Here is a 24,102-nt window from a genome sequence, read left to right as displayed (position 1 = left end):
CCTGAGAGAGAAGAGAAAAGAGAACTGGTTAAGAGATCCGGGTCAGGTCGAGGACCGTCTTGTGATCCACGGTGGTGCCGAGTTCGGCCACGTCGTAGGCCAGACGGGAGGCCTGCGACGGCTCGGTGGCGGCCTGCCCGGTGGCCCGGTCCCACAGGCGGATGCTGGTCGGCTCGGCCGGTTCCCGCGCCGTCATGGCCACCACCTGCACGAAGCGTCCGGAGCTGCTGAAGAACGCGTCCACGTCGTCCCCGCGGCCGGTCGTGAAGCCGGTCGCCCGCAGCTCGTGCGACCCGTCGGCGTCCCAGGAGATCAACGCGCCGGCGGCCGTACCGACGCAGACGGTCGGGGTGCAGCTGATGATCGGAGCCCGGTTGACCGGTGTCACCCGGGCGCCGGTGGCCACGTTCCAGTACGACGGGGCCGCCCGGGTCACGGTCAGCGGCCGGTAGAGGTATCGGGTCCGCACCACCGACGGCAGCCGGTCGGCCGTCCCGGGCTGCGGTGTGCCGGCCACCGCCCACGGCCCGGTGGTCAGTGCGTACCCGGCGCCGGATGGAACCGCGACCGGCGCCCGGCCCGCGCTCAGCCGATAGAGCGTGTGGGTCTGATTGGTGGCGTGGTAGGTGGTGCCGGTGGCGTAGAAGGCGCCGCCGACCTCGGCCACCGCCACGTCCACGGCCGGGATCAGACCGAGGTGTACGGCCTTCCCGGCGCCGTCGCGCGGCTGGGCGTAGACGTCCCGGCCGTCCTTGACCACGTTCGACCACAACAGGTAGCGGGGTGTGATGTCGAACTGGGTCAGCTCGTTGCCCGGGAAGACGCCGTCCAGCGGCCGCGTCGCGCCGGTCGATCCGGTGAGCAGCACCGGCGCCCGGCCGTACGGCGTGACCAGGAAGACGTCGTCGCCCAGCGCCGCCTGGACCGTGTACTCGACGTCGCCGGACAGCACCGCCGGCAGCGTCACGACCGCTTCCGGCCACACCTGCCGGGCGTCCGGCGCCTCGGCCAGGTCAGCCACGCCCGTACCGACCGGCCGGATCATGGCCGTGGCGCCGAAGGCCGCGACCACGACGGCGAGCAGCCCGGCGGCACCGGACACGCGCCGGCGACGGCGGCGGCGACGGACCCGCTGAATACCGTCGGCGACGGACGGCGCCGGCGGGGGCGCGGCGTCGAAAACCGCCTGCAGGGTACGCGCGAGCTCGTGCTCAACCTCGGATCGCATCCCGCCTCACCTCCTGCTCAGTTCGGATAAGCGCACATCGGCCACCTGCCGCAGCTTGCCCAGCGCCCGGGCCGCCTGGCTGCGGACGGTGACCCGGGTGACGCCCAGCCGATCGGCGATCTCGTCGTCGGACATGTCCTCGAAGTACCGCAGCACCAGCACCACCCGCTGCCGTGGGGGCAGTTCACCGACCGCCCGCCACAGGGCGGTGTCCCCGGCCGCGGCCTCGATGCCGGCGTCGTCGTAGCCGCGGTCCGGCAGCGTGCGCACCGGATGCTCGCGCCGGCGGCGGCGCCACCAGCTGATGTGCAGCCGTGCCATGGTCGTGCGCACGTACGCCTCGGGGTTGCCCTTGGCCTGCACCCGGCTCCAGCGTTCGCTCAGCCGGGCCAGCGCCTCCTGGGCCAGATCGGCGGCGTCGTGCGGGTTCCCGGACAGCACGAACCCGTAGCGGACCAGCGCGGACAGGCGGACACGGACGAACGACTCGAAGTCGTCGGCCACTGCTCACCTCCCGGGTCGGTCGGGTCTAACACGCCCGGCGCAGCCGATCTGTTGCACGCGCGGCGAAAGAAAAACCCGCGACCGAGAAATGCGCGAGCGCGAACGTGCGTACGCGCAAGAAGATCCAGCCTCCTCGTCGGGCAAGGCGGTCCTGGGGCCGGCGTACGAAGGTCTCACCGGCTGAAAACGCGCCGTTCACGTCGTACTCAATCGGGTTTGCTGTCGTTGTCTGACCATGGGCACAACGCTGCGGTGCCGCCCCGGTCACCCCGGGTCGCGGATCTTGAGCGCCGGCACCTACCGGCCACGCGCCGAGGTCGGCAACGAGACCGTCGCCGCGCTGATCGACTCCAGCGACGAGTGGATCCGCCGGCGCAGTGGCATTGCCTCGCGGCGGCACGCCGGACCGGACGAGGACCTGGTCACGATGGCCGCCGCGGCCGCCTCGAAGGCCCTGGCCGGCGCCGGCGTCGGCCCGCACGACGTGTCGGCGGTGCTGGTGGCGACCATGACCCATCGCGGCCGCTCGACGACCGTGGCACCGCTGGTGGCCGAGACCCTGGGCGCTGCCGGGGCGGCGGCGATGGATCTGGGCGCGGCGTGCGCCGGTTTCCCGTACGCGCTGGCCACCGCCGACGCCCTGATCCGCGGCGGCGCGGCCGGCACCGTGGTCCTGATCGGCGCCGAGCGGATGACCGACGTCGTCGACCCGCGCGACCGTGGCACCGCGTTCCTGTTCGGCGACGGCGCGGGCGCGGTGGTGGTGGGCCCGGCCGAGACGTGCGGCATCGGCCCGGTGGTGTGGGGCGCCGACGGCGCCAAGAGCGAGATGCTGCGGTACGACGAGACGGGCACGCTGCGCATGCAGGGCCCCGAGGTCTTCCGCTGGGCGACGTCGATCGTGCCCGAGGTGGCGCGGCGGGCGCTCGACGAGGCCGGCCTGACCGCGTCCGACCTGGCGGCGTTCGTCCCGCACCAGGCCAACCTGCGCATCACCACGGCGGCGGCCCGGGCGCTGGGGCTGGGCCCGCATGTCCGGGTGGCCACCGACGTGGTCACCAACGGCAACACCGGCGCCGCGTCCATCCCGCAGGCGCTGGCCGCCCTGCCCGGCGTCAAGGGCCCGGCGCTGCTGGTGGGCTTCGGCGCCGGTCTCGCGTACGCGGCGCAGGTCGTCGATCTTTGATCTTCGTGACCCGAACCGGGCCCGCACCTGATCGGCACGGGCCCCGGGTCGGGCTCAGCAGGCCTGGTAGGGCCCGTTCGGGCTGACGGCGGTGTCGCGCCGGACGACTGACACCTGGGCGCCGACCGTCGAGCAGGCCTTGTTGAAGCCGCCGGTGGTGTACTCGATGACGATCACCTTGTTGCCGTACAGCGACTGGTAGTCGCCGCACTCGGTGTACTGGCCGCATTCCTCGGCCACCGCGAAGTCCAGGCCGGCGTTCTTGCCGGCCGCCCCGATGCCACCGTCGCCGATGTCACCGATGGTGTTCTTCTGGGCGATGGCCAGGCCCTTGCCGTGGGCGTGCGAGATCAGCAGCGAGATGTACGCGATGGCGTCCTGCTCGTCGATCAGGTTCTGCGACCGGGAGAACGAGTCGAGGTTGTCCGGCTCGATGGCCTTGTAGCCCTTCGACGCGCACCCGTCGATCCAGCCGTTGACCACTGCGGCGACGGCCTGGCGCTTGGCGTCGGTGGTGATGTCGAGCAGGATCTCGTCCCACTGCCCGTCCACCACCTCCTGGCCACGGGAGTTCTTCAGGGTCAGGCCCTTGGAACGCCACATGTCGATCTCGGACTGGATGGGCTGGGTCTGGAACGCGTTGACGTAACAGATGTTGTAGATGCCGGCGGCGGGCGAGGCCTCCCGGTCGCGGCTGACCACCTGCACCCCGGACGGCGGCGTGTACGCGCCACCGATCTGATAGTCGAACTTGGCGTTGACGGGGGGCGGGGTGACGGCGGCGACCCGGGACACTCCCGCGTCGGCGTTCATGGCGGTGATGCCGATGCCTGTGACAACGGCGGCGCCCAGAGCGAGCGCCAGGATACGACGTGATGCGATGGCCACGGATTCGTCTCCGATGGTCAGGGGATCTGCCCCGCCTCAGGCGGCGCCGGCCGCCCTGGCGATCTGGAGGGCTCGATCGCGTCGCCCGTCATTCTACTCATTAGTGTCAATGAGGAAGATCAATATCTAAATGGGTGCCGGCGCGGACGACGGCGGTGATCGCGTGCAGCCCCGCGACCGACGCGGTGGGGTCGGCGGCCAGCAGGACCAGGTCGGCCTCCTTGCCCGGCTCGACGGTGCCGGCGTCCGGCTCGCGGTGCAGGAAGCGGGCCGGGTCGATGGTCGCCGTCTGCAGGACGCGCAGCGGGCTCAGGCCGGCCTCGGCCAGCAGGTCGAACTCGTCGTGCAGGGACGCGCCGGGCACCACCCAGGCCGCGCCGACGGCGTCCGTGCCGGCCAGCAACGGGGCGCCCTCCTGGTCGAGGATCCGGACCAGGCGCAGCTGGAGCTCGAACTGGGCGGCGAAGATCGCTCGCTGTGTCTGGTCGAACTTGCGCCGGAACGCCTCGGCCGCGGCCGCCCAGTCCCTGCGCTCCCGGGCGGTGACGTAGCGCAGGTCGGGGTCGGCCGGGAAGGCCGGATCGGCGCACAGCTGCTGGGCCTTGACCCGGATCAGGGTCGGACAGTTCCAGGTGTCGTCGGCGGCGAACGCGCGGGCCAGGTCGCGGGCCTTCTCCTCGTCGAAGCTGCCGACCGCGTCGTCGATCGCGGCCAGCAGGGACGGGCTGGTCAGCTGGGCCGGATTCACGACGATGCGGGCGATGAGCTTGCCGGCGATGCGGTCGGCGAACGGGAGCGGGAACGGCGGAGCAGGGATGGGGCGGCCGGCTGAGGCCGTACGCAGATGGTCCTCATGGTCGGAGCAACCGGCCAGCACGCCGAGGCCGGGGCCGAGATGCTCGATCGAGCGGAAGCCGGCCGCGGACGCCGCGCGTACGTCGATCCCGGCCGGCAGGTGGCCGACCACCGGCAGCCCCAGCCGGTCGGCCTCGGCCTGCACCACCCGGTAGATCTCGGGCGTGATCACGGCCGCCTTGATGAAGTCGGCGCCGGCCGCGGCCTGCCGTCGCACCTCGGCCACGGCCCGGGCCGGCTTGCCCGCGTTGATCGGGGTGAGCACCGGGCCGGGAGTGGCGAGCAGCCGCGGGGTGCGGTCGTCGGCGGCGGGGCGATGGCGGGTCAGCTCGGGCGTGCCGCTCATCTGCCGGTAGCCGGTGATCCCGAAGGACAGCATGACGCGGAGCTCGGCGGTGGGGTCGGCCAGGTTGAGCGGGTGCGCGTGCATGTCGGTGAAGCCGGGCACGACGAAACGGACCTGGTCCCGGTGCGGGCCGGCGGTGGCGCCGATCGCGCTGATCCGCCCGCCGGCGAAGTGAATGTCCTGGTGCGCGGTGATCGTGCCGTCGCGGGTATCGACCACCGCGACGTCGTTGAGGCAATCCATATAGTGCACAATACTGTTCACTATGACGAGCAGCCGGCGCCGTGGCAGCGCGCTCACCGAGGCGATCTTCCGCACCACCCTGGACCAGCTGGCCCGCACGAGCTTCGCCGAGCTGTCCTTCGACAAGATCGCGACGGCGGCCGGCACCGGGAAGGCCGCCCTCTACCGCCGCTGGTCGACCCCGGCCGACCTGGTGCTCGCCGCGCTCACCGACCCGGTCGCCGGTTACGGTCAAACCCCCGATCCGCCCGGTACGGGCTCCCTCCGCACCGACCTGATCACCCTGCTCACCGGTTTCGCCGGCACCCTCGACGAGCCGCGCGGACAAGCCCTGCGCCCGCTGCTGGCCAACCGGCACCGCCACCCGGAACTGCTCGACGAGGTGTGGCGACGGGTCATCCGGCCCGCCCACGAACTGCTGATGCGGGTGCTGCGGGAGGCCGCCGCCCGCGGTGAGGCCGACCCGGCCCGGATCACCGGGCGCGTGGCCGAGGCCGGCCCACGGATGCTGCTCATCGAGGCGTGGCGCACCGGCCCGATCGGCGCCGCCGAGGTGACCGCCGTGGTCGACGAGATCCTGCTGCCGGTAGTCCGCCCGGGCGGCGGGCAAAACCTTCCGCCGGCCTCGGATGTTTGATGTCATGCCTGGTATGCATCTTGCACACAGTCGTGTCGGTGACCGGATCGTGCCCGTGGTGCGCATCGACGGCCAGTGGCACGACCTGCGGCCGCTGACCGGCGCGATCACCCCGGACGTGCTCACCCCGGACTTCCTGGACGGCATCCGCGGCGCCGGCCTGCCGGCGATCGACGAGCCGGTCGCGTACGGCCCGCCCCTGCACGGCATCGGCAAGATCGTCTGCATCGGCCTGAACTACGCCGACCACGCCGCCGAGACCGGCGCCACCCCGCCGCCCGAGCCGATCGTGTTCATGAAGGCGCCGGACACCGTGGTCGGGCCGGCCGACGACGTGCTCATCCCGCGCCGGTCGGTCAAGACCGACTACGAGGTCGAGCTGGCCGTCGTGATCGGCACCAAGGCCCGCTACCTGGCGGCCGCCGAGGACGCGGACGCGCACATCGCCGGGTACGCGATCAGCAACGACGTCAGCGAGCGCGAGTTCCAGATCGAGCGCGGCGGCCAGTGGGACAAGGGCAAGAACTGCGAGACGTTCAACCCGTTCGGGCCGTGGATCGCTACCGCCGACGAGATCGACGACCCGCAGCGGCTGGGCGCGCGGCTCTGGGTCAACGGCGAGCTCCGCCAGGACGGCACGACCAAGAACATGATCTTCGGGGTACGCCACCTCGTGCACTATCTGAGCCAGTTCATGACCCTCTACCCCGGCGACGTGATCAACACCGGTACGCCGGCCGGCGTGGCCATGGGCCGCGACGGCCAGCCCTACCTGCGCGACGGCGACGTGGTCGAACTGGAGATCGACGGCCTCGGACGGCAGCGCCAGACCTTCCGGGCCGCCTGATGGGCTCCCTCGACGGCCTGGCCGCGCTGGTCACCGGCGGCGCCTCCGGTATCGGCCGGGCCGTCGCGACCGCGTTCGCCGAGGCGGGCGCCCGGGTCGTCGTACTCGATCGGGCCCAGGACCGGCCCACCACCCTGCCGGAAGCGATCGGCTTCGTGTCGGCCGACGTCACCGACGACGCCGGGGTACGCGCTGCCGTCAGCACCGCCGCCGGCCTCCTCGGCGGGCTGGACATCCTGGTCAACAACGCGGGCATCGGCGCACAGGGCAGCGTCGCGGACGCCACCGACGACGAGTGGCGCGCCGTCCTCGACGTGAACGTGGTCGGCACCGCACGCGTCTCCCGGGCGGCGTGGCCTTACCTGGTGGCGTCGCCACACGCGGCCGTGGTGAACACCTCGTCGGTCGCGGCGACGGCCGGGCTCCCACTGCGGGCGGTGTATTCGGCCAGCAAGGGGGCCGTGTCGGCGCTGACCCGGGCGATGGCCGCGGACGGCATGCCGGACGGGATCCGGGTCAACGCCGTCAACCCCGGCACCGCCGACACACCGTGGGTGGGCCGGCTCCTCGACCGCGCACCCGACCCGGCCGCGGAACGGGCGGCGCTGGCGGCCCGACAGCCGCACGGGCGCCTGGTGTCGGCCGAGGAGGTGGCGCACGCCGTGGTATATCTGGCGTCGCCGCAGGCCGGGTCCACGACCGGGGCGGAGATCGCGGTCGACGGAGGGATGGGCGGGCTCCGGCTGCGCCCGCGGTCATGAACGTCCGATCCGCCAACGCCCTTAGGCGAGTGCGGCAGCGACGGGGGCGCCAGTGACGGACCTGCGCGGGTTGACCTGGGACCATCCCCGGGGTTACGCCCCGCTGCGCGCCTTCGGTGGCGGCGTGACCTGGGACGCGCAGCCGGCGACGGAGTTCGGGGTGCGGCCGCCCCGCGAGCCGGCGGCCGGCCACGACCTGATCGTGATCGACCACGCGGCGCTGGGTGCCGCGGTCGCGGACGGCCTGCTGCTGCCGTTGAGTGAGCTGTTCGCGCCGTCCGAGCTGGCCCGCTGGCGCACCGCGGCGGCCGGCCGGTCCTGGGAGAGCTACACGCTCGGCGGCCGCCAGTGGGCGCTCCCGATCGACGCCGCCGGCCAGGTCAGCGTGTACCGGCCGGACCGGATCGACGCGGTGCCGCAGCGCTGGCCGGACGTGCTGGGCGCGGTGCGTACGGTGCCGAGCGCCCTCTGCCTAGGCGGCCCGCACGCGATGCTGATGTGGCTCTCGATGCCCCGCGACGCCGCCTCCCTGCGGCTGCTGCGCGACCTGTGGCCGCACGTCGATCAGGCGGTGTCGCTGGGCGGCCCGGTCGCCGTCCACGACGCGCTGGACGCCGGTGCCGTCGCGTACTGCCCGCTCGCCTACGAATACGGCCACTACGCCGACCTGGCCTGGGCCAACGCCCCCGACCTGCGCAGCGTCCTCGGCGGCGCCGGCCTGGCGGTGTCCGCGTCGACCCGGCGGCGGGACGAGGTCCGCGCCTGGGTCCGCGGATTCCTCGCCCCCGACGTGCAGACCGACTTCGTACCGGCGCACGGCGGGCAACCGGCCGCGGCCGCGTACTGGCGGACCCGCCCGACCGCCCGCACCCTCGCCCAGGCCCAGATCCGCCCTCGGCATCCGGGCTGGCCGGCCGCGCAGGAGGCCGGGTCGGAGATCGTGCGCGAGGTGGTCACCACCGGCCTCGACCCGGACAAGGCCACGGCCGAGCTCACCCGTCTGCTCACCGACACGGCATGATCAATGCGGGAGGTACACATGCTGGTCATCAGGTACGAGGTCCGGGGTCAGACGTTCGTCGGGGTCCGCACCGACGACGGCGCCGTCCACCGGGCCGCCGTCGCGTCACTGTCCGAGCTGCTCAACGGTGACTTCCGCGGCATGGTCGAGCAGGCCGCGGCCGGTCCGGCCGAGACCGACCAGGTACGCCTGCTCGCCCCGGTCGACGGCCGGACCGAGGTGTGGGCGGCCGGGGTCACCTATCAGCGCTCCAGCGAGGCGCGGCAGGAGGAGAGCGAGGTCGCCGACGTGTACGCCCGGGTCTACGGCGCCGACCGCCCCGAACTGTTCTTCAAGAGCGTGGCCTGGCGGGTAGCCGGCGACGGCGAGCCGATCGGCATCCGCGACGACTCGCCCGTCGACGTCCCCGAACCCGAGCTGGCCGTGGTCGTGGCGGCCGACGGCACGATCGTCGGCTACACCGTCTGCGACGACGTGTCGTCCCGCACGATCGAGGGCGAGAACCCGCTCTACCTGCCACAGGCCAAGATCTACGCCGGGTCCTGCGCGCTCGGTCCGGGCATCCGGCCGGCCTGGGAGGTGCCTTCGCCGTACGAGCTGACCATCTCGGCGTCGGTCCGGCGCGGCCCGGACGAGGTCTGGTCCGCGTCCACGTCGACCAAGCTGCTGCACCGGCGCCTCGACGACCTGGTGTCCTACCTCTTCCGGCAGTACGACCTGCCCGACGGCGCGATCCTCTCGACCGGCACCGGCATCGTGCCGTCGCTCGACTTCACCCTGACCGCCGGCGACTCCGTGGCCATCACCGTCAGCGAGGTCGGCACGCTCACCAACCCCGTCGTGGACGCCACGTCCCTGCTGTCCACCGGCAACCGGAGGAACACGCCATGAGCATCCAGGGCATCGATCCGCGTACCGGCTCGCCCGTCGGCGACGCCGTGCCCGCCACCGACCCCCAGCCCCTGCTCGCGGCGGCCGCCGACGCCTTCGGCGCTTTCAAGACCACCACGCCGGGGGTACGCGCGGAACTGCTCACCCTGCTCGCCGACCGGCTCGACGCGGCCGCCGCGACCCTGGTCCCGCTGGCCATGGCCGAGTCCGGGCTCCCCGAGGCCCGGCTGACCGGGGAACTGGCCCGCACCAGCGCGCAGCTGCGCCTGTTCGCGTCGGTGGTGACCGAAGGCGCGTACCTGGAAGCGATCCTCGAGGACGCCGACCCCACCGCCACGCCGCCCCGGCCGGTCCTGGCCCGCATGCTCGAACCGATCGGCCCCGTCCTGGTCTACGCGGCCAGCAACTTCCCGTTCGCGTTCAGCGTGCTCGGCGGCGACACTGCGTCGGCCCTCGCCGCCGGCGCCCCCGTGCTGGTCAAGGCCCACGGCTCGCATCCCGGCCTGTCCCGTGCGGTCGCCTCGCTGGCCGCGCGGGCGGTCGCCGACGCCGGGCTGCCGGCCGGCGTCTTCGGCATCGTCTTCGGCGACGACGAGGGCGTCACCGCGCTCAAGGACCCGCGGGTCAAGGCGGCCGGCTTCACCGGTTCCACCAAGGGCGGCCGTTTCCTCTTCGACGTGGCGTCCGCCCGCCCCGACCCGATCCCGTTCTTCGGCGAGCTCGGCAGCATCAACCCCACCGTTGTCACGCCCGCCGCGCTGGCCGCCCGGGCCGACGACATCGTGACCGGCTTCGTCGGCTCCTTCACCCTGGGCACCGGCCAGTTCTGCACCAAGCCCGGCCTGCTCTTCCTGCCCGCCGGCCACGGCCTGGGCCCCGCGCTGACCGCCGCGGTCGCCGCCACGCCGCCCGCTCCCCTGCTCAACGCCCGCATCGGCGACCAGCTCGCGTCCGGCCTGGCCGAGCTGGCCGCCCGGGACGGCGTCACCGTGCTGGCCACCGCCGCCGACGCACCGGCCGAGGGTTCGTGGGCCTCGGCCCAGCTGTTCACCACCACCGCGCCGGCCCTGGCTGAGGACCCGTCCCTGACCGACGAGCACTTCGGGCCGGCCGCCCTGATCGTCGAGTACCGGGACGAGGACGACCTGTTCGCGGCCCTGGCCACCGTCGAGGGCTCACTCACCGCCACCGTCCATGGCGAGGCCGGCGACCCGTTCCCGGTCGCCCGTCTGCTGAGCGTCCTCGCCGACCGAGCCGGCCGGATCATCTGGAACGGCTGGCCGACCGGTGTGGCCGTTTCGCACGCCATGAGCCACGGCGGCCCCTGGCCGTCCACCACCAACGCGTCGCACACCTCGGTCGGCACGACCTCGATTCGCCGCTGGCTGCGGCCGGTGACCTTCCAGTCCGTACCCGACGCCCTCCTGCCCCCCGCCCTGCAGGCCGCCAACCCCTGGCACCTTCCCCGCCGCGAGTAGGTTGCCCTTTCGGCAGCCCGCAGTGCCCATGCTGTGGTTCCGGCAGCCCTGAGCGTCGCGCCCGGTCAGTCGCCGACGCTCTTGAAGAGGGCGGCCTTCTCGGCGTTGGACAGATGCCGGAAGCCGCCCGGGCGCAGGTCGCCGAGGCGGATCGGGCCGACCGCGGTGCGGATCAGGCGCAGCACCGGGTGACCGACCTCGTCCATCATCCGCCGGACGATGTGCTTGCGGCCCTCGTGCAGGACGACCTCGATCTGGGCGACCTTGCCGAGCGTGTCGACCAGCCGGAAGCTGTCCACCTTGGCCGGGCCGTCGTCCAGTTCCACCCCCGACTGCAGCTTGCGGCCGACCGCCCGTGGCAGCGGCCCCTGCACCTCGGCCAGGTAGGTCTTGGCCACCTCGTACGACGGGTGCATCAGCTTGTGCGCGAGCGTGCCGTCGTTGGTCAGCAGCAGCAGGCCCTCGCTGTCGGCGTCGAGCCGGCCGACGTGGTAGATGCGCTGCTCGAACGTGTCGAGGAAGTCGGCCAGCTCGGTGCGGCCCTTCTCGTCGTCCATCGAGGCGACCACACCACGCGGCTTGTTCATCGCGATGTAGACCAGCTTGGTGTCGGTCACCACACGCTGGCCGTCGACCTGGATCTCGGCAGTGGCCGGGTCGACCTTGTCGCCGAGCTTGGCCACCCGGCCGTTGACCGTGACGCGCCGCCGGAAGATCAGGTCTTCACAGGCGCGCCGGGAACCGACTCCGGCGAGGGCGAGCACCTTTTGCAGGCGCTCTGCGGTGGCCGGCTCAGCCTGAGGCATCGATTACTTCTTCCACATCGTCGGGCAGGAACGGCGCCAGCGGGGGCAGCTGGTCGACCGAATTGAGGCCCAGCTTCTCGAGGAACAAGGTCGTCGTCCGGTAAAGGTGTGCTCCCGTTTCCGGTTCGGTGCCGCATTCCTCGATCAGGCCGCGCGTAGCAAGGGTACGCATCACGCCGTCACAGTTCACACCCCGGATGGCTGAGATGCGCGACCTGGTCACCGGCTGCTTGTAGGCGACCACGGCCAGCGTCTCCAGCGCGGCCTGGGTGAGCCGGACGGACTGCCCGTCGAGCACGAACCGTTCCACGTAGGCGGCGTATTCCGGCCGCGTGTACAGCCGCCATCCGCCCGCCGCCCGCCGCAGGTCGAAGCCGTGCCCCGCCGCCGTGTAGCGCGCCGAGATGTCCTCCAGCATCACGCCGATCCGCTCCACCGGCTCCTCGACGATCTGCGCCAGCTGCAGTTCGGCCACCGGCTCGTCGACGACCAGCAGGATCGCTTCCAGCGCGGCGCGCAGCTCGCCGTCCTCCATCGGAACGTGCGGCTCTTCCTCCGGCTCGGGCGCGGGCTCCGGCTGGGTGTCTTTCTTGCGCCTCTTCCTGGGTACGGCCTGAGCCGGAATCGCCGCGGCCACAGCGCCCCCAGCCTCGGCCGCGCCATCCTCAGCCGCCGTGTCGTCCACAGCCCCCGTGTTGTCCACAGCCGCGGTGTCGTCCACACCCGCCGAGCCTTGGTCCGCGATTGGCGGATAGCCTTGGGCTTCGTCCGCAACCGCCGCCTCTCCGACGCCGTCCGTGACCTCCGCCTCTTCGGTCGCGCCGCCGTCCACAACAGTCGATTCCCCGGTCACAGCACCGGCCGCGACCTCCGGTTCGTCCCCCACCGGCAGGTCGACCTCGTCGTCGTCGCTGACGTCGTCGTCGGCCGCCTGGTCGAAGACATCCCCGGCGTCGTCCCCGTCGGGCGGCAGCGGCGCGTCCACCGGTGTGCCCTCGTCCTCGTCGGGCGCCTCGGCCGCCTCGGCGATCGCGTCCGGCACCTCGACCTCGGGTCCGGTGATCACCTCAGGCTCGTCGAGGTCGGGGATCGACGCGGGATCGTCCACGGTGCCCGACACGTCCGCCTCGTCGGCAAAGGGGGAAAGCTCGTCGGCGGTCTCCGCGGGTTCGGCGGTCTCGGCCCCTTCGGGATTGGGTTCGGACGCGGCGGGGCCGGCGTCAGACGCGGCGGGGTCGAGGTCGACGTCGGACGCGGCGGAATCGGCGGCGTCGTCGTCGGGCGCGTCAAGTTCTGAGTCGGCGGTGCCGGTGTCGGCCGCGTCGGGATCGGCGTCGGTGGGGTCGACGTCGTCAGGGTCGGCGTCGTCAAGGTCGGCGTTGGTGGCCTGGGCCTGGAAGGTGCGATCGGGTTCGCGAGGGGACCGTTCCCAGGGCGGGACCCAAGAAGCCGCCTGGGCGGCCAGGGAGTCGCGGCGCTCGTCGGTCACGGTTTCTCCTCGTCGGTGTCGTGCGGTTCGGTGCCGGGCTCGGCGGCGGAGTCGGCGTCCTCCAGGTCGGTGTCGGAGTCGGCGTCGGAGTCGGCGGTGCCGGTCGCGGCGGCGGCGGTGTCAGTGGCGTCGTCAGCGGAGCCGTCGTCAGACTCGGAGACGCCGGTCACGGCGGCGGTGTCAATGGCGTCGTCAGCGGAGCCACCGTCAGACTCGGAGACGCCGGTCACGGCGGCGGTGCCAGAGGCGTCGTCAGCGGAGCCACCGTCAGACTCGGAGACGCCGGTCACGGCGGCGGTGCCAGAGGCGTCGTCAGCGGTGTCGGTGTCGGTGGCTTGCGGCGTACCGATCGCGGCTATGTCTTCGTCGGTGACCGACTCCGCTTCTGGTGGCGTTGGCTCGGGGGGCTGGGGTGTGCCCTCGTAGTCGTCGATGTCCAGATCGACGTCGCCCTCGCCGCCGATCCAGCGGACCGTGAGCTCGTCCAGCGACACCGGTTGCTCGAATTCGATCAGCCCCTCGCGGTACAGCTCGAGCAGGGCCAGGAATCGGGCCACCACCTCGAGCGTGTTCTCGCAGTCGGCCACCAGCAGGCTGAACGTGGCGCTGCCGGCCCGGCGCATCCGGTCGCGCAGCAGCGTGGCGTGTTCGCGGACGCTGACCCGGACCTGGTGGATGTGCGCGATCGACACCTCGGGCGGACCGGGCTTGGGCTGGAACTGCTTGAGGGCCAGCTTGAACAGCCGGTCGGGCCCGATGCCAAGGACCAGCTCGGGCAGCGCCTCGGCGAACCGGGGCTCCATTCCTACCGCGCGCGGCCAGCGGCGGGCGCCCGTACCCTCCAGCTCCTCGATGTGTAGCGCGGCCTCCTTGAACGCCTTGTACTGCAGCAGCCGGGCGAACAGCAGGTCGCGGGCCTCGAGCAGGGCCAGGTCTTCCTCGTCCTCGACGTCGGCCGCGGGCAGCAGGCGGGCCGCCTTGAGGTCGAGCAGGGTGGCCGCGACCAGCAGGAACTCGCTCGCCTCGCCGAGGTCCCAGTCGTCGCCCATAGCCCGGATGTAGGCGATGAAGTCGTCGGTGACCTGGTGCAACGCCACCTCGGTGACGTCCAGCTTGTGCTTGCCGATGAGCTGGAGCAGCAGGTCGAACGGCCCGGTGAAGTTGTCCAGCCGCACGGTGAATTTGCCCGAATCGACCTCTTGCTGGTCGGCGACAGGGTCGGCGACGGGGTCGGCCACGGGGTCCGCGACGGGGTCAGAAGGCACGTGCTGACCGTAGACCACCGGCTCGACGACCGTACCGAGGCTCATCCCCTACCCCCACAGCGCGAGAAACACCGTCCCGAGAAGATCAACTGGCAACAGGAGCAGCGGGTTACCCAGCGGGTAGAAGCAGCATGCCAACAGCACGACCACGCCGATGTTCTTCTCCTGGAACCACAGCCGGTAGCCCTGCAGGCCGGGACCGGGGCGGCGGTGGGCCGACCACAGCAGCCCGAAGCCGTCCAGCGGCGGGATGGGCAGCAGCGAGAGCAGGCCGAACCCGAGCAGGCTGCCGGCCACGCCGAGCAGGAACCCGTCGGCCGCGTCGGCCGGGAAGAGGCCCCGCAGCAGCGCCGACAGGTTGGCGACGGGGAACGGGAAGAGCAGCCGGTAGGCCAGGAAGACGAGTTGCCCGGCGACGATGGTGACGATCGGGCCGGCCAGGAACACCAGGGCCGCCCGCCCCCGGCCCCGGGTGCGCGGCACCTCGTCGACGTCGAGCGCCTTGCCCCAGCCGGCGCCGCCGACCGCCGCGGCGACCGCCCCGAACGGGTCGACGTTGTCGCGCAGCCGCGGCGACAGGCGGTCGGACAGGTTCAGGGAACGACCGGCGAGGCGGATCGCGAAGGCGCGCAACAGCACCGCGAGCACGAATCCGATGAGCAGGCCGGCGAACACGGCCGGCCGGCCGAGCGCGAACAGCATGGGCCTTCGACCTTTCTCAAATTCGCCTCGCGTTGAGGCGCCCCCGAATTCGAATTTGAGAAAGGTCGCTAGTCGCGGTCGGTCTCGGCCGCGATGACCTCGCGGGCCAGCTGGCGGTAGTTGCGGGCCCCGGAGGAGGCGGGGTCGAGGGTGAGGATGGACGAGCCGGCGACAGTGCTTTCCGGGAACTTGACCGTCTTGGTGATGACGGTCTGGTAGACCTTGTCGCCGAACGCCTCGACCACTCGCTGCAACACCTGACGGCAGTGGGTGGTGCGGCTGTCGTACATGGTGGCCAGGATGCCCTCGAGCTCGAGGTCGAAGTTGAGCCGCTCGCGGACCTTGTCGATGGTGTCGAGCAGCAGGGCCACACCGCGAAGGGAGAAGAACTCGCATTCCAGCGGGATGAGCACGCCGTGCGCGACGGTCAGCGCGTTGATCGCCAGCAGGCCCAGGGAGGGCTGGCAGTCGATCAGGATGAAGTCGTACTCCTTGCGAACCCTTTTCAGCACCCGGGCCAGCGCCATCTCGCGGGCGACCTCGTTGACCAGCTGGATCTCGGCCGCGGAGAGGTCGATGTTGGCGGGCAGCAGGTGCAGGCCGGCCACATCGGTCTTGATGATGACGTCTTCGGCGGTGACGTCGTCCTGCATGAGCAGGTTGTAGATGCTCAGGTCGAGGTTGTGCGGGTTGACTCCGAGGCCGACCGAGCAGGCGCCCTGCGGGTCGAAGTCGACCAGCAGCACCTTGCGGCCGTATTCGGCCAGGGCGGCGCCCAGGTTGATGGTGGTCGTGGTCTTGCCGACGCCACCTTTCTGGTTGGCCAGGGCGATGATGCGGGCCGGTCCGTGCCGGTCGGTCGGCATCGGCTCGGGGATGGGCCGCCGCATGGTGTAGGCCGTCGGGTCGGCCGGGCCCAGGTCGGCGCCGAGATCCATCGAGCTCTGCTGCTCACGGAGCGCTGACGTCCAGGCTTCCGCCTGATGAGTGTTGCCTGACATGTCGCCCCCTCCCGACCCGTTCGCCGATGCCCGACTGTACGCCACGCGCTCGGCGCCTCCGGGGTCAGTCGTCGGCGTGTCGCACCTCGGTCGTCATTGACGGGAGCCACCGGTGCGCAAGCCTCAACGAGCGCGCGGGTGCGAGGTGGCGTACACCTCGCGGAGGCGGTCCACGGTGACCAGTGTGTAGACCTGCGTCGTGGTGACCGAGGCGTGACCGAGCAGCTCCTGGACGACGCGGACGTCGGCGCCGCCGTCGAGCAGGTGGGTGGCGTACGAGTGCCGAAGTGTGTGCGGGGACACGGCGCGCGGTCCCTCGGTCGGCAGTCCTGCGGCCGCCGCGGACCGGTGCAGGATGGTCCAGGCACTCTGCCGGGACAGCGGGCCGCCGCGGGCGTTGAGGAAGACTCGGGGCGTGCCGCGTCCGCCGGCGATCAGGAGCGGGCGGGCGCGTACCAGATAGGCGTCGAGCGCGGCCCGCGCGTACCGGCCGAGCGGGACGAACCGGGTCTTTCCCCCCTTGCCGCGCAGCGTGACGGCGTCGTCGTCGAGGTCGTCGACGTCCAGCCCGACCGCCTCGGAGATCCGCGCGCCGGTGCCGTAGAGGAACTCCAGCAGCGCCCGGTCGCGCAGCACCAGGCCGTCGTCACCGGCCGGCGCGGCGAGCAGGCGTTCGACCTGGTCGAGGTCGAGCGCCTTGGGCAGGCGCCGGGGCGGCGTGGGTGGGCGTACGTCACGACTCACATCGACCGCGATCAGCCCCTCGCGGGCGGCGAACCGGTGCAGCCCGCGCACCGCGCTCATCGCCCGCGCCGCCGAACTGGCCGACAGCGGCGGGTGGTCGTCGTCACCGGCCCGCAGCCGGCCCAGGTAGCCGGCGAGGTCGGCCGCCGTGATCGCGGCCAGGTCCTTCCCCATGAGAAGGACATACCGTTCAAGATCCCGTTGGTACGAGGTGAACGTGTTCTTTGACAGCCCGCGCTCGACGCTCAGGTGGTCGAGGTAGGTCCGGACGGCCTTAGCTGAGGACGTCATTCAGGCTCAGCGTGGCCATCCCGTGCGCCTCGGCGACCGGGCCGTAGGTCACGTGGCCGTCGAAGGTGTTCAGGCCCAGGGCCAGCGACGCGTCCCGCCGGATGGCGTCCTTCCAGCCGTGATTGGCCAGCTCCAGCGCGTACGGCAAAGTTACGTTGGTCAGCGCGTACGTGCTGGTGTGGGGCACCGCGCCGGGCATGTTGGCCACGCAGTAGAACATCGAGTTGTGCACCGGGTAGACCGGGTCGGCGTGCGTGGTCGGCCGCGAGTCCTCGAAGCAGCCGCCCTGGTCGATCGAGATGTCGACCAGCACGCTGCCCGGCTTCATGCGGGCCACGAGCTCGTTGGGGACCAGGTTGGGAGCCTTCGCGCCCGGCACGAGAACGGCCCCGATGACCAGGTCGGCGTCGAGCACCGCCTTTTCGATCTCGTACGCGTTGGAGGCGATCGTCTGCAGGTGGCCGCGATAGTCGGCGTCGGCCGCGCGGAGCCGGGCGATGTTCTTGTCCAGGACCAGCACCTCGGCCTGCATGCCGAGGGCGATCGCGGCCGCGTTCATGCCGGAGACACCGGCGCCGATGACCACGGTCTTGGCCGCGTAGACGCCGGGCACGCCGCCCATCAGCACGCCCCGGCCGCCACCCGAGCGCATCAGGTGGTAGGCGCCGACCTGCGGCGCGAGCCGGCCGGCGACCTCGGACATGGGCGCGAGCAGCGGCAGCGACCGGTCGGGCAGCTCGACCGTCTCGTACGCGATGCCGGTGACCTTGCGGTCGATCAGCGCGTCGGTGCACTCCTTGGACGCGGCCAGGTGGAGGTAGGTGAAGAGCACCTGGCCCGCGCGCATCCGCGGGTATTCCTCGGCGATCGGCTCCTTGACCTTGAGGATGAGGTCGGCCGTGCCCCACACGTCGTCGGCCGTGGGCAGGATCGTGGCGCCCGCCGCGACGAAGTCGTCGTCCAGGATCGAGGAACCGGCGCCGGCGCCGGCCTGCACGAAGACCTGGTGCCCGGCCCGGGCGAACTCGAACACGCCGGCCGGGGTGATCGCCACCCGGAACTCGTTGTTCTTGACCTCGCTGGGAATCCCGACCTTCACAGCCGCCACCGTCCTTTCCACCCGCGCCGGGCGCCGTTGCCCGCCGACGCCCCGAGACTAGCTTCCCAGCGCCGGTGCCAGGTTTCCGCCGAACGGCGCGAAGATCACTTCCTGGCGACGGCGCCCAAGATGGAAACGTGCTTGGCGGGCGGAAGTTCAGCGCCGGGCTCGGGCCGCCACTCGGAGATGGGCACGATGCCCGGTTCCTCCAGGTTCAGACCCTCGAAAAGCTCGGCGATCTCGTCGCGTCCGCGCGCCCACAGGTCGTACTGTCCCTCGGCCCGGCGCTGCATGTAACCGGCCAGTTGCTCCGGCGTCGCGAAGGCGTGGGTGGCGTGGGTGACGATCACGTAGCTGCCCGGGGCCAGCGGTTCGAGCAGCCGGCGGACCAGCGGCAGGGCGGCGCCGTCGCCCTGGATGAAGTGCAGCACGGCGACCAGGACGAGGCCCACCGGCCGGCTCAGGTCGAGGGTCTCCCGCGCATCCTCGAGGATGGCCTCGGGGTTGCGCAGGTCGGCCTCGAGGTAGGCCGTGCGGCCCTGCTTGGCGCTGGTCAGCAGGGCCCGGGCATGGGTCATGACCAGCGGGTCGTTGTCGACGTAGACGATCCGGCTCTCGGGCGCGACGCGCTGGGCCACCTCGTGCGTGTTGTCGGCGGTGGGCAGCCCGGTGCCGATGTCCAGGAACTGCCGGATGCCGCGCTCGGCGGCCAGGAACCGGACCGCCCGCTGGAGCATGCCGCGGTTCTCGCGTGCGGCCAGCCGAACCGTCGGGAACTGCCGGACGAACTCGTCCGCTGACTCCCGATCGGCGGCGAAGTTGTCCTTGCCGCCGAGCAAGTAGTTGTATCGCCTGGCCGGATGCGCCACCGAGGCGTCGATCCCCAGGCGTGAGCCCTCAGCCTCGTCCACGGCGTACACAATAGTCATGGATCACTGTTTGGCCAGCGCTGCCCACAGTTCGACGACCTCGGCCGGCATCGTCCACACCCGCCGGCCGTCCTCGTCCTCCCGGATCACCGCGATGGCGTCCAGGCCGTCCGGGAACCGCCGGTCCTGGATCAGCGCCTGACGGGCCATCTCGATGTCGAAGCTCTCCAGGGCCAGCGGGCCCGCGTCGGTCTCCCACAGGACGGTGTCCTCGGCGACGTCCTTGCGGCCGCCGGCCGCCGCGACCTCGGCCAACAGGGCCCGGGTGCCGTCGCCGAGCTGATCGAGGACCAGCCCGATCAGGTGCGGGGTCCACTGCGCCCGGCGCCGGTCCCGAGCCGCGTCGTGCCACGACGACCGGCTCACCGCGACACCCAGCGCCGCCGCCCGCCGCAGCAGATCGCCCGGCCGCAGCAGGTACAACTGTCGGCCGCCGGTCAGGTCGAAGAACTCCGTGGCCATCTCCGGTCGCGGCCCGATCGCCGTTCCCTGGTCGCGCCGCCACCAGTCGTCCTTCTCGTCCCCGGTGACGATGATCAGGTCGAGGCCGCGCCGGCCGGCCTCGGCACAGGCCTGCGCGTAGACCAGATAATCGCCGCCGCGCTGGTCGGCGTCGGCCTCGAGGTGCCCCGGCGGGATCCGGGCGCCGGCCCGCCGTTTGCCCTCGGCGACCAGCGCACCCCACTGCTCGTCGTCCGGGCGCCGCAGCACCCGGCCGTCCAGCACCTCGGCCAGCCGCCGCAGCACCGGGTCCTCGTCGGTCGGCGTGGCGGTGTGCACCCGGTCCGGTTCGGCCAGGTCGACCGCCGAGTTGAGCTCGCCGAAAGCCTTCTCCACGCCGTCGAGCAGCCGCTGCGCCTCGGCGTCGGCCAGCGCGACCCGCTTCGACCAGGTGGACATCGCCCGGGCGGCGGCGGCCGCGCTGCGGGCCAGGCCTTCCCGGACCTCCCTGGTGGCCTGCTCCGGGTGGCCGATCGCGGCCAGCCGGTCGCGGTGGAAGTCGGCCACCGCCTGGAACGGCACGACCAGCCGATCACCCAGCCGCGCGAAGACGGCGAGCAGGTCGTCGGCCGTTCGCCCGTTGTAGCGATAGAGGTTGAGCAGCACGTCGGCGTCGACCGCGACCAGTGCCTGAGTCAGCGCGCGCTCCAGATCGGCCCCGGCCAGCACCCGATAGCCCTCGAATCCCTCGAACAACCCCGCCATGGCGCCAGATAGTCGCACCCGACCATTCTTGATCGCATCTCGTCGATGGTCCAGCCACCAGGGCTTTTGCTCACCGCGACGACGTCGTCGCTATGGGTGTCCATCGAGGAACATGCGCAACCGCGTCATCGTCGGCACGTCGTCGCCGGGGATCCGCCCGTTGATTGCCCGGCAGACCCAGCCCAGCCGCATCGCGATCTCGGCCGCCCGCTCCAGGCCGGTGCCGAAGACCTCCAGGTACGCGGCCACGAACGGCGTGGTATCGACCGAGTTCTCGACGTCGTCCAGCCCCCACGCGAGCCCGCCCTGAACGGTCACGGCGAGCGTGAAGAACGGGTGCGACACGCACGCGTCACCCCAGTCGAGGACCAGGTGCCGGCCGTCCTGGACGAACACCTGTCCGTCGTGCAGGTCGTCGTGCTGCAGCAGCTCCGGGAGGCCGTACCCGTCGAGCTCGGCACACAGCGCTTCCACCACCGGGACCGCGTCGCGGAACCGCGGCTCGGCCCCCACCTCGTCGACCAGCTTCGTGTAGGCGGCCGGCAGGGTGGCCAGCCGCATGTCCGGCACCCCGGCGGCGAGCAGGGCCCCGACCTCGCCAGCCAGGTCCCGTTGCACCGACGCGTAGCGCGGCAGGACGTCCAGCCATCGGTCCAGGCTGCGCTCGCGCTCGGTCACACTGCGCAGCGTCTCCCCCGCGTCGGCCATCAGCAGCCACCCATTGGCGACGTCCGACCCAATCAGCGGCGGCACCACGTCGGGCCGGCGCGCGCTGATCCGTTCGACCACCGCCACCTCGTGCCGCAGCGACGCGTCGTTGGCCTTGAACCACACGTCACCATCCACTGTGGGCACTCGCAGCACGGTCGCCCAGGCCCGCACATGCGGCTGCTCGACCGCCCCGCTCCGGGCCACCCGCGCGTCGATCCAGGCGAGTACCTGATCGAGCCATTCCGGGTCCCGCCAACGTCCATCCTCCACACCAGCACTCTAGGCACCGCTGGCAGGCTGTCGGCAGAACCGGTGGGACTCGGCGTCCGGGTTCGCCGCTTGGTCAGATCGTCATCCCGAGCTGCTTGAAAAGCGTCATATTGTCGGACTGCGCCCACTCTTCGACCAGCACGCCATGCGGATCGAATCGGTAGATGCTGACGGTTTCGAAATGCACCGGGCGGCCGTGCGCCTCGATCTTTTTGTCCTCCATCATGGTGAACGGACGGGTGAATCGGCCGTCCATCGATGTCCGGCAAGCGATCATGTCGCCTTCGGCCACCACGAGGTCGCAAGTGATGGTGAAGCTGGACAGCGCGTTTCGCATCGCCGCGTACGTCTCGGCGGATTCGTCGCGCGTCTTGCTGCTTCCGTCGGGACAATGCAGCACAAAGTCCGATGCCATGATCCTCTTGACGATTGCCTCGTCACCGGCTTCGTGACCGGCCTTCATGAGGCGTTCAAGCCTGGCCCGGTGGCTCGATGGATAATTCGCAACAGACACTTGGTGTTTCATACCTTCCGCCGGCGCGATCGATTGCCGCGACGTCATCCGAACAGAATCGACTTTAACGTGTTTCGGAGAATGCGATAAATGCCAAATCCTGATCCGGTCATGCGGCCCGGGCATTATTGCGTCAGGGTCGTTCCAGCGAGGTCTGCGGTCGCTGAACGGGTGCGGCGCGGTGCAGCGGGTCGAACCGTACGTTGCCGAGTTCGGCGAGGAACTCGCGTGCCGGCGGGGCGAGTGCGGGCACGGTCCGGGTGACCACCGCGAGCGGCTGAACCAGGCGCGGCTGAACCAGCGGGGTCACCACTACAGAACGGTGTGCCGTGAGTGGAAGGGCGCTCAGCGGCATCGCGGCAACTCCCAGTCCAGCGGCGACCAGGCCGACGACGGTGGCCGCGGAGTCGGCGACGTACGCGCGGTGGGGATCGACGCCGTTGTGCCGGCAGGCCTCGTCGGCTCTCCGGCTGTCACCGAGACCGACCACGGGGTAGGTCGCCCATTCACGCCAGGAAACCTCCTTTCCGGCCGTGACCGGGTGCCCCGGCGCTGAGACGGCGACCATCTCGTCCTCCCCGATCAGCGTGAGCTCCAGGCCCTCGGTTGGCCGGGGCGCCTCGGTCACCGCGATGTCAGCCCGGCCGGAGAGGACGTCGGCCAGCACCTCAGCGGTGTCCCCCTCCACGATCCGCACGTCCACGTCCGGCCGGGAAGCGGCGAACCGCCGGCAGACGAACGGCATGATGCAGGCCGCGAGGGCAGGTAGCGCGGCCACGGTGACCGTGCCGGACATCCCTCGACGATAAGCCTGGAAGCGACCGAGCCCCCCATCGACGGCGCGCACGATCTCGTCCGCGACCCGGACGAACTCCCGGCCGTCGGCGGTCAACCTCACCGATCGCGTCGTCCGGTCGAAGAGTCGCGCTCCGACGACCCGCTCCACCTCCTTGACCGCCCGGCTCAGCGCGGGCTGGCTCATGACCGCCTGCTCGGCCGCGACCGTGAACGACTCGTTCTCCGCGACCGCGAGCACGAGGCGAAGCTGGGCGAGAGTCACATTCATCGGTCAAGCCTAGGAGGGCTGATCACTGAGCCTTTCCATCCTCGTCCGGTCGGTTTCGGGACGAGTCGAAGGGCGCGGTCGGCCGCTCATCAGGTGAACATCCACGTCTGATCAGCGATCCGGTCGATCGGGATCAGGGTGCCGTCCAGGATCGCGTAGGCCAGAAGTCGGATGCGCCGCATGGGGGTTGAGCATGCTCGACGGGCGGCTCAGAGTCCTTCGCGGGTGACGTACTGCTCGACGGTGGACGGCGTGACCGACGGGTAACGGTCGTTCATGAGCGGTTCGATCCGGCCGGTGCCGTTGAGCTGGGCGCGGTAGTACATGAGCGGCAGGTAGGCGTGAAAATCCGCGGGGTCGCTCCGCTGCCGGTCGGCGATGCGCTGGTCGAGGTCCGCCATCGAGCCGAGGCGTTCCACCCGCAGGGATTTGCCCGAGGCCTTCTCGAAGGCGAGAACGGTCTCGTGGAAAGTCAGGGTGTCGCCGGCGACGCCCAGAACGTCGCCGATCGGGCTGTCGTCGGTGGCGGCGGCGGCCGTATAGCGGGCGGTGTCGGCGTAGGTGGTGAAGTCCATCGGGGTGTCGCCGTCGCCCCAGACGTAGGCAGTCCGGGTGGCAGGGTCGATAACACGGATGAAGCCGAACAGGACCTTCCGGTCCAGGAATTGGCCATTGAGGACGTGGACCACCTCGACGTCGCCGGCCTCAGCGGCGGCCACGTCGGCAAAGGCCCGGCGAGTGTCCGAGGACAGGATCTGGCCCTTCGCGACGGTGAACAGGTTCAGCGAGAAGTCGGACGGGATGAAGCGGCGTACGCCGTTGTCGCGCGCCGCGCGCAACAGGGAGCTCTGCCCGTCGATGATGACCTCCGGGCCGCCTTGAACGGCCGAGATGACGGTGGTGGCCCCGGCGGCGAAAGCGGCCAGAGCCGGCTCGGCACCGGCGCCGATCGCACCCTCGACGATCTGGGCGCCGCGGCGTTCGAGGTGGGCCACCCGGTCGCGGCGGCCGGGCCGCACCAGAAGGCGCAGCTGGACGTCCGGGAGTGCGAGGATCTCGTCGGCGACGAGCGTGCCGAGTTGTCCGCTACCGCCGACCAGGGCGATGACTGCATTGCTCACAGT

23 protein-coding genes and 2 pseudogenes are annotated in these 24,102 nt (G+C 71.4%); 7 read left to right on the top strand and 18 right to left on the bottom strand.

The window, feature by feature from the left end:
• Positions 1-28: 28 nt before the first annotated feature.
• Together ACGFIO_RS36020 and ACGFIO_RS36015 are read right to left on the bottom strand one after the other, a co-directional pair.
• The gene (locus ACGFIO_RS36020; RefSeq protein ID WP_392833680.1) at positions 29-1,228 is read right to left on the bottom strand and encodes a hypothetical protein; all 1,200 of its coding nucleotides are present in this window, start codon (positions 1,226-1,228) and stop codon (positions 29-31) included.
• A gap of 6 nt (positions 1,229-1,234) precedes the next feature.
• On the bottom strand, positions 1,235-1,732 hold the full coding sequence (locus ACGFIO_RS36015; protein ID WP_392833678.1) for a SigE family RNA polymerase sigma factor: 498 nt from the start codon (positions 1,730-1,732) through the stop codon (positions 1,235-1,237).
• Between the two features lie 235 nt (positions 1,733-1,967).
• Between ACGFIO_RS36015 and ACGFIO_RS36010 the strand changes: the two genes are divergently transcribed.
• Entirely contained in the window at positions 1,968-2,918 is a 951-nt protein-coding gene (locus ACGFIO_RS36010; protein ID WP_392833675.1) for a beta-ketoacyl-ACP synthase 3, read from the top strand.
• A gap of 54 nt (positions 2,919-2,972) precedes the next feature.
• Here ACGFIO_RS36010 and ACGFIO_RS36005 read toward each other — a convergent pair whose 3' ends face one another.
• Complete coding sequence (locus ACGFIO_RS36005) at positions 2,973-3,806, bottom strand: endo alpha-1,4 polygalactosaminidase (RefSeq protein WP_392833673.1); 834 nt, start codon at positions 3,804-3,806, stop codon at positions 2,973-2,975.
• Positions 3,807-3,912: 106 nt separating this feature from the next.
• Positions 3,913-5,250: an amidohydrolase family protein gene (locus ACGFIO_RS36000; protein WP_392833671.1), complete on the bottom strand. Its 1,338-nt coding sequence runs from the start codon at positions 5,248-5,250 to the stop codon at positions 3,913-3,915.
• A 22-nt stretch (positions 5,251-5,272) separates the two neighbouring features.
• Here ACGFIO_RS36000 and ACGFIO_RS35995 point away from each other — a divergent pair, with 22 nt between their 5' ends.
• The 6 genes from ACGFIO_RS35995 to ACGFIO_RS35970 are packed head-to-tail and all read left to right on the top strand — an operon-like array spanning position 5,273 to position 10,885.
• A complete protein-coding gene (locus ACGFIO_RS35995; RefSeq protein WP_392833669.1) occupies positions 5,273-5,887 on the top strand; it encodes a TetR-like C-terminal domain-containing protein in 615 nt (204 codons plus the stop codon).
• 13 nt (positions 5,888-5,900) lie between these two features.
• Positions 5,901-6,734: a fumarylacetoacetate hydrolase family protein gene (locus ACGFIO_RS35990; RefSeq protein ID WP_392833665.1), complete on the top strand. Its 834-nt coding sequence runs from the start codon at positions 5,901-5,903 to the stop codon at positions 6,732-6,734.
• Complete coding sequence (locus ACGFIO_RS35985; protein WP_392833663.1) at positions 6,734-7,495, top strand: SDR family NAD(P)-dependent oxidoreductase; 762 nt, start codon at positions 6,734-6,736, stop codon at positions 7,493-7,495. Before ACGFIO_RS35990 ends, ACGFIO_RS35985 begins: the two co-directional genes overlap by 1 nt.
• A 52-nt stretch (positions 7,496-7,547) precedes the next feature.
• On the top strand, positions 7,548-8,516 hold the full coding sequence (locus ACGFIO_RS35980) for a hypothetical protein (RefSeq protein ID WP_392833660.1): 969 nt from the start codon (positions 7,548-7,550) through the stop codon (positions 8,514-8,516).
• Between the two features lie 18 nt (positions 8,517-8,534).
• A complete protein-coding gene (locus ACGFIO_RS35975; protein WP_392833658.1) occupies positions 8,535-9,407 on the top strand; it encodes a fumarylacetoacetate hydrolase family protein in 873 nt (290 codons plus the stop codon).
• Positions 9,404-10,885 (top strand): aldehyde dehydrogenase (NADP(+)), encoded by a 1,482-nt coding sequence (locus tag ACGFIO_RS35970; protein WP_392833656.1) that lies wholly within the window; start codon positions 9,404-9,406, stop codon positions 10,883-10,885. The genes ACGFIO_RS35975 and ACGFIO_RS35970 overlap by 4 nt, the downstream gene beginning before the upstream one ends.
• 65 nt (positions 10,886-10,950) lie before the next feature.
• Here the strand turns inward: ACGFIO_RS35970 and ACGFIO_RS35965 are convergent, their stop codons facing one another.
• The 14 genes and pseudogenes from ACGFIO_RS35965 to ACGFIO_RS35900 form a co-directional block, all read right to left on the bottom strand.
• Positions 10,951-11,691, bottom strand: coding sequence for a pseudouridine synthase (locus ACGFIO_RS35965; RefSeq protein ID WP_392833654.1), 741 nt, complete (start codon positions 11,689-11,691; stop codon positions 10,951-10,953).
• Positions 11,678-12,436 (bottom strand): SMC-Scp complex subunit ScpB, encoded by a 759-nt coding sequence (gene scpB, locus ACGFIO_RS35960; RefSeq protein WP_392833824.1) that lies wholly within the window; start codon positions 12,434-12,436, stop codon positions 11,678-11,680. The genes ACGFIO_RS35965 and scpB overlap by 14 nt, the downstream gene beginning before the upstream one ends.
• Positions 12,437-13,383: 947 nt before the next feature.
• Positions 13,384-14,490: pseudogene (locus ACGFIO_RS35955) on the bottom strand (segregation and condensation protein A); the annotation flags it as partial.
• A gap of 3 nt (positions 14,491-14,493) precedes the next feature.
• On the bottom strand, positions 14,494-15,147 hold the full coding sequence (locus ACGFIO_RS35950; RefSeq protein ID WP_392833652.1) for a hypothetical protein: 654 nt from the start codon (positions 15,145-15,147) through the stop codon (positions 14,494-14,496).
• A 68-nt stretch (positions 15,148-15,215) separates the two neighbouring features.
• Positions 15,216-16,148, bottom strand: coding sequence for a ParA family protein (locus tag ACGFIO_RS35945; protein ID WP_392833650.1), 933 nt, complete (start codon positions 16,146-16,148; stop codon positions 15,216-15,218).
• Positions 16,149-16,271: 123 nt separating this feature from the next.
• The gene (locus tag ACGFIO_RS35940; RefSeq protein ID WP_392833648.1) at positions 16,272-17,183 is read right to left on the bottom strand and encodes a site-specific tyrosine recombinase XerD; all 912 of its coding nucleotides are present in this window, start codon (positions 17,181-17,183) and stop codon (positions 16,272-16,274) included.
• Positions 17,167-18,282 (bottom strand): alanine dehydrogenase, encoded by a 1,116-nt coding sequence (ald, locus tag ACGFIO_RS35935; protein WP_392833646.1) that lies wholly within the window; start codon positions 18,280-18,282, stop codon positions 17,167-17,169. The genes ACGFIO_RS35940 and ald overlap by 17 nt, the downstream gene beginning before the upstream one ends.
• A gap of 104 nt (positions 18,283-18,386) precedes the next feature.
• On the bottom strand, positions 18,387-19,193 hold the full coding sequence (locus ACGFIO_RS35930; RefSeq protein ID WP_392833643.1) for an SAM-dependent methyltransferase: 807 nt from the start codon (positions 19,191-19,193) through the stop codon (positions 18,387-18,389).
• A gap of 21 nt (positions 19,194-19,214) precedes the next feature.
• Complete coding sequence (locus tag ACGFIO_RS35925; RefSeq protein WP_392833640.1) at positions 19,215-20,417, bottom strand: PIN-like domain-containing protein; 1,203 nt, start codon at positions 20,415-20,417, stop codon at positions 19,215-19,217.
• A gap of 90 nt (positions 20,418-20,507) precedes the next feature.
• Positions 20,508-21,398: a phosphotransferase gene (locus ACGFIO_RS35920; RefSeq protein ID WP_392833639.1), complete on the bottom strand. Its 891-nt coding sequence runs from the start codon at positions 21,396-21,398 to the stop codon at positions 20,508-20,510.
• Between the two features lie 73 nt (positions 21,399-21,471).
• On the bottom strand, positions 21,472-21,960 hold the full coding sequence (locus ACGFIO_RS35915; protein WP_392833636.1) for an ester cyclase: 489 nt from the start codon (positions 21,958-21,960) through the stop codon (positions 21,472-21,474).
• 85 nt (positions 21,961-22,045) lie between these two features.
• A complete protein-coding gene (locus ACGFIO_RS35910) occupies positions 22,046-22,978 on the bottom strand; it encodes a LysR family transcriptional regulator (protein ID WP_392833633.1) in 933 nt (310 codons plus the stop codon).
• Between the two features lie 107 nt (positions 22,979-23,085).
• Positions 23,086-23,166, bottom strand: a pseudogene (locus tag ACGFIO_RS35905) (IS5/IS1182 family transposase); the annotation flags it as partial.
• A 21-nt stretch (positions 23,167-23,187) separates the two neighbouring features.
• Positions 23,188-24,099, bottom strand: a complete 912-nt coding sequence (locus tag ACGFIO_RS35900) for an NmrA family NAD(P)-binding protein (RefSeq protein ID WP_392833630.1) — start codon at positions 24,097-24,099, stop codon at positions 23,188-23,190.
• Positions 24,100-24,102 lie beyond the last annotated feature (3 nt).

Source organism: Actinoplanes sp. NPDC049265 (assembly GCF_043197135.1).
Taxonomy (GTDB): Bacteria; Actinomycetota; Actinomycetes; order Mycobacteriales; family Micromonosporaceae; genus Actinoplanes.
This window is presented reverse-complemented; position numbering and strand designations above follow the sequence as displayed.

Bases quoted from the DNA above. Each gene is read 5' to 3' on its own strand.
- ACGFIO_RS36020 (WP_392833680.1), bottom strand. From the start codon at position 1,228: ATGCGATCCGAGGTTGAGCACGAGCTCGCGCGTACCCTGCAGGCGGTT.
- ACGFIO_RS36010 (WP_392833675.1), top strand. From the start codon at position 1,968: ATGGGCACAACGCTGCGGTGCCGCCCCGGTCACCCCGGGTCGCGGATC.
- ACGFIO_RS36000 (WP_392833671.1), bottom strand. From the start codon at position 5,250: ATGGATTGCCTCAACGACGTCGCGGTGGTCGATACCCGCGACGGCACG.
- ACGFIO_RS35995 (WP_392833669.1), top strand. From the start codon at position 5,273: ATGACGAGCAGCCGGCGCCGTGGCAGCGCGCTCACCGAGGCGATCTTC.
- ACGFIO_RS35990 (WP_392833665.1), top strand. From the start codon at position 5,901: ATGCATCTTGCACACAGTCGTGTCGGTGACCGGATCGTGCCCGTGGTG.
- ACGFIO_RS35985 (WP_392833663.1), top strand. From the start codon at position 6,734: ATGGGCTCCCTCGACGGCCTGGCCGCGCTGGTCACCGGCGGCGCCTCC.
- ACGFIO_RS35975 (WP_392833658.1), top strand. From the start codon at position 8,535: ATGCTGGTCATCAGGTACGAGGTCCGGGGTCAGACGTTCGTCGGGGTC.
- ACGFIO_RS35970 (WP_392833656.1), top strand. From the start codon at position 9,404: ATGAGCATCCAGGGCATCGATCCGCGTACCGGCTCGCCCGTCGGCGAC.
- ACGFIO_RS35965 (WP_392833654.1), bottom strand. From the start codon at position 11,691: ATGCCTCAGGCTGAGCCGGCCACCGCAGAGCGCCTGCAAAAGGTGCTC.
- ACGFIO_RS35950 (WP_392833652.1), bottom strand. From the start codon at position 15,147: ATGCTGTTCGCGCTCGGCCGGCCGGCCGTGTTCGCCGGCCTGCTCATC.
- ACGFIO_RS35945 (WP_392833650.1), bottom strand. From the start codon at position 16,148: ATGTCAGGCAACACTCATCAGGCGGAAGCCTGGACGTCAGCGCTCCGT.
- ACGFIO_RS35940 (WP_392833648.1), bottom strand. From the start codon at position 17,183: ATGACGTCCTCAGCTAAGGCCGTCCGGACCTACCTCGACCACCTGAGC.
- ACGFIO_RS35925 (WP_392833640.1), bottom strand. From the start codon at position 20,417: ATGGCGGGGTTGTTCGAGGGATTCGAGGGCTATCGGGTGCTGGCCGGG.
- ACGFIO_RS35915 (WP_392833636.1), bottom strand. From the start codon at position 21,960: ATGACGTCGCGGCAATCGATCGCGCCGGCGGAAGGTATGAAACACCAA.
- ACGFIO_RS35910 (WP_392833633.1), bottom strand. From the start codon at position 22,978: ATGAATGTGACTCTCGCCCAGCTTCGCCTCGTGCTCGCGGTCGCGGAG.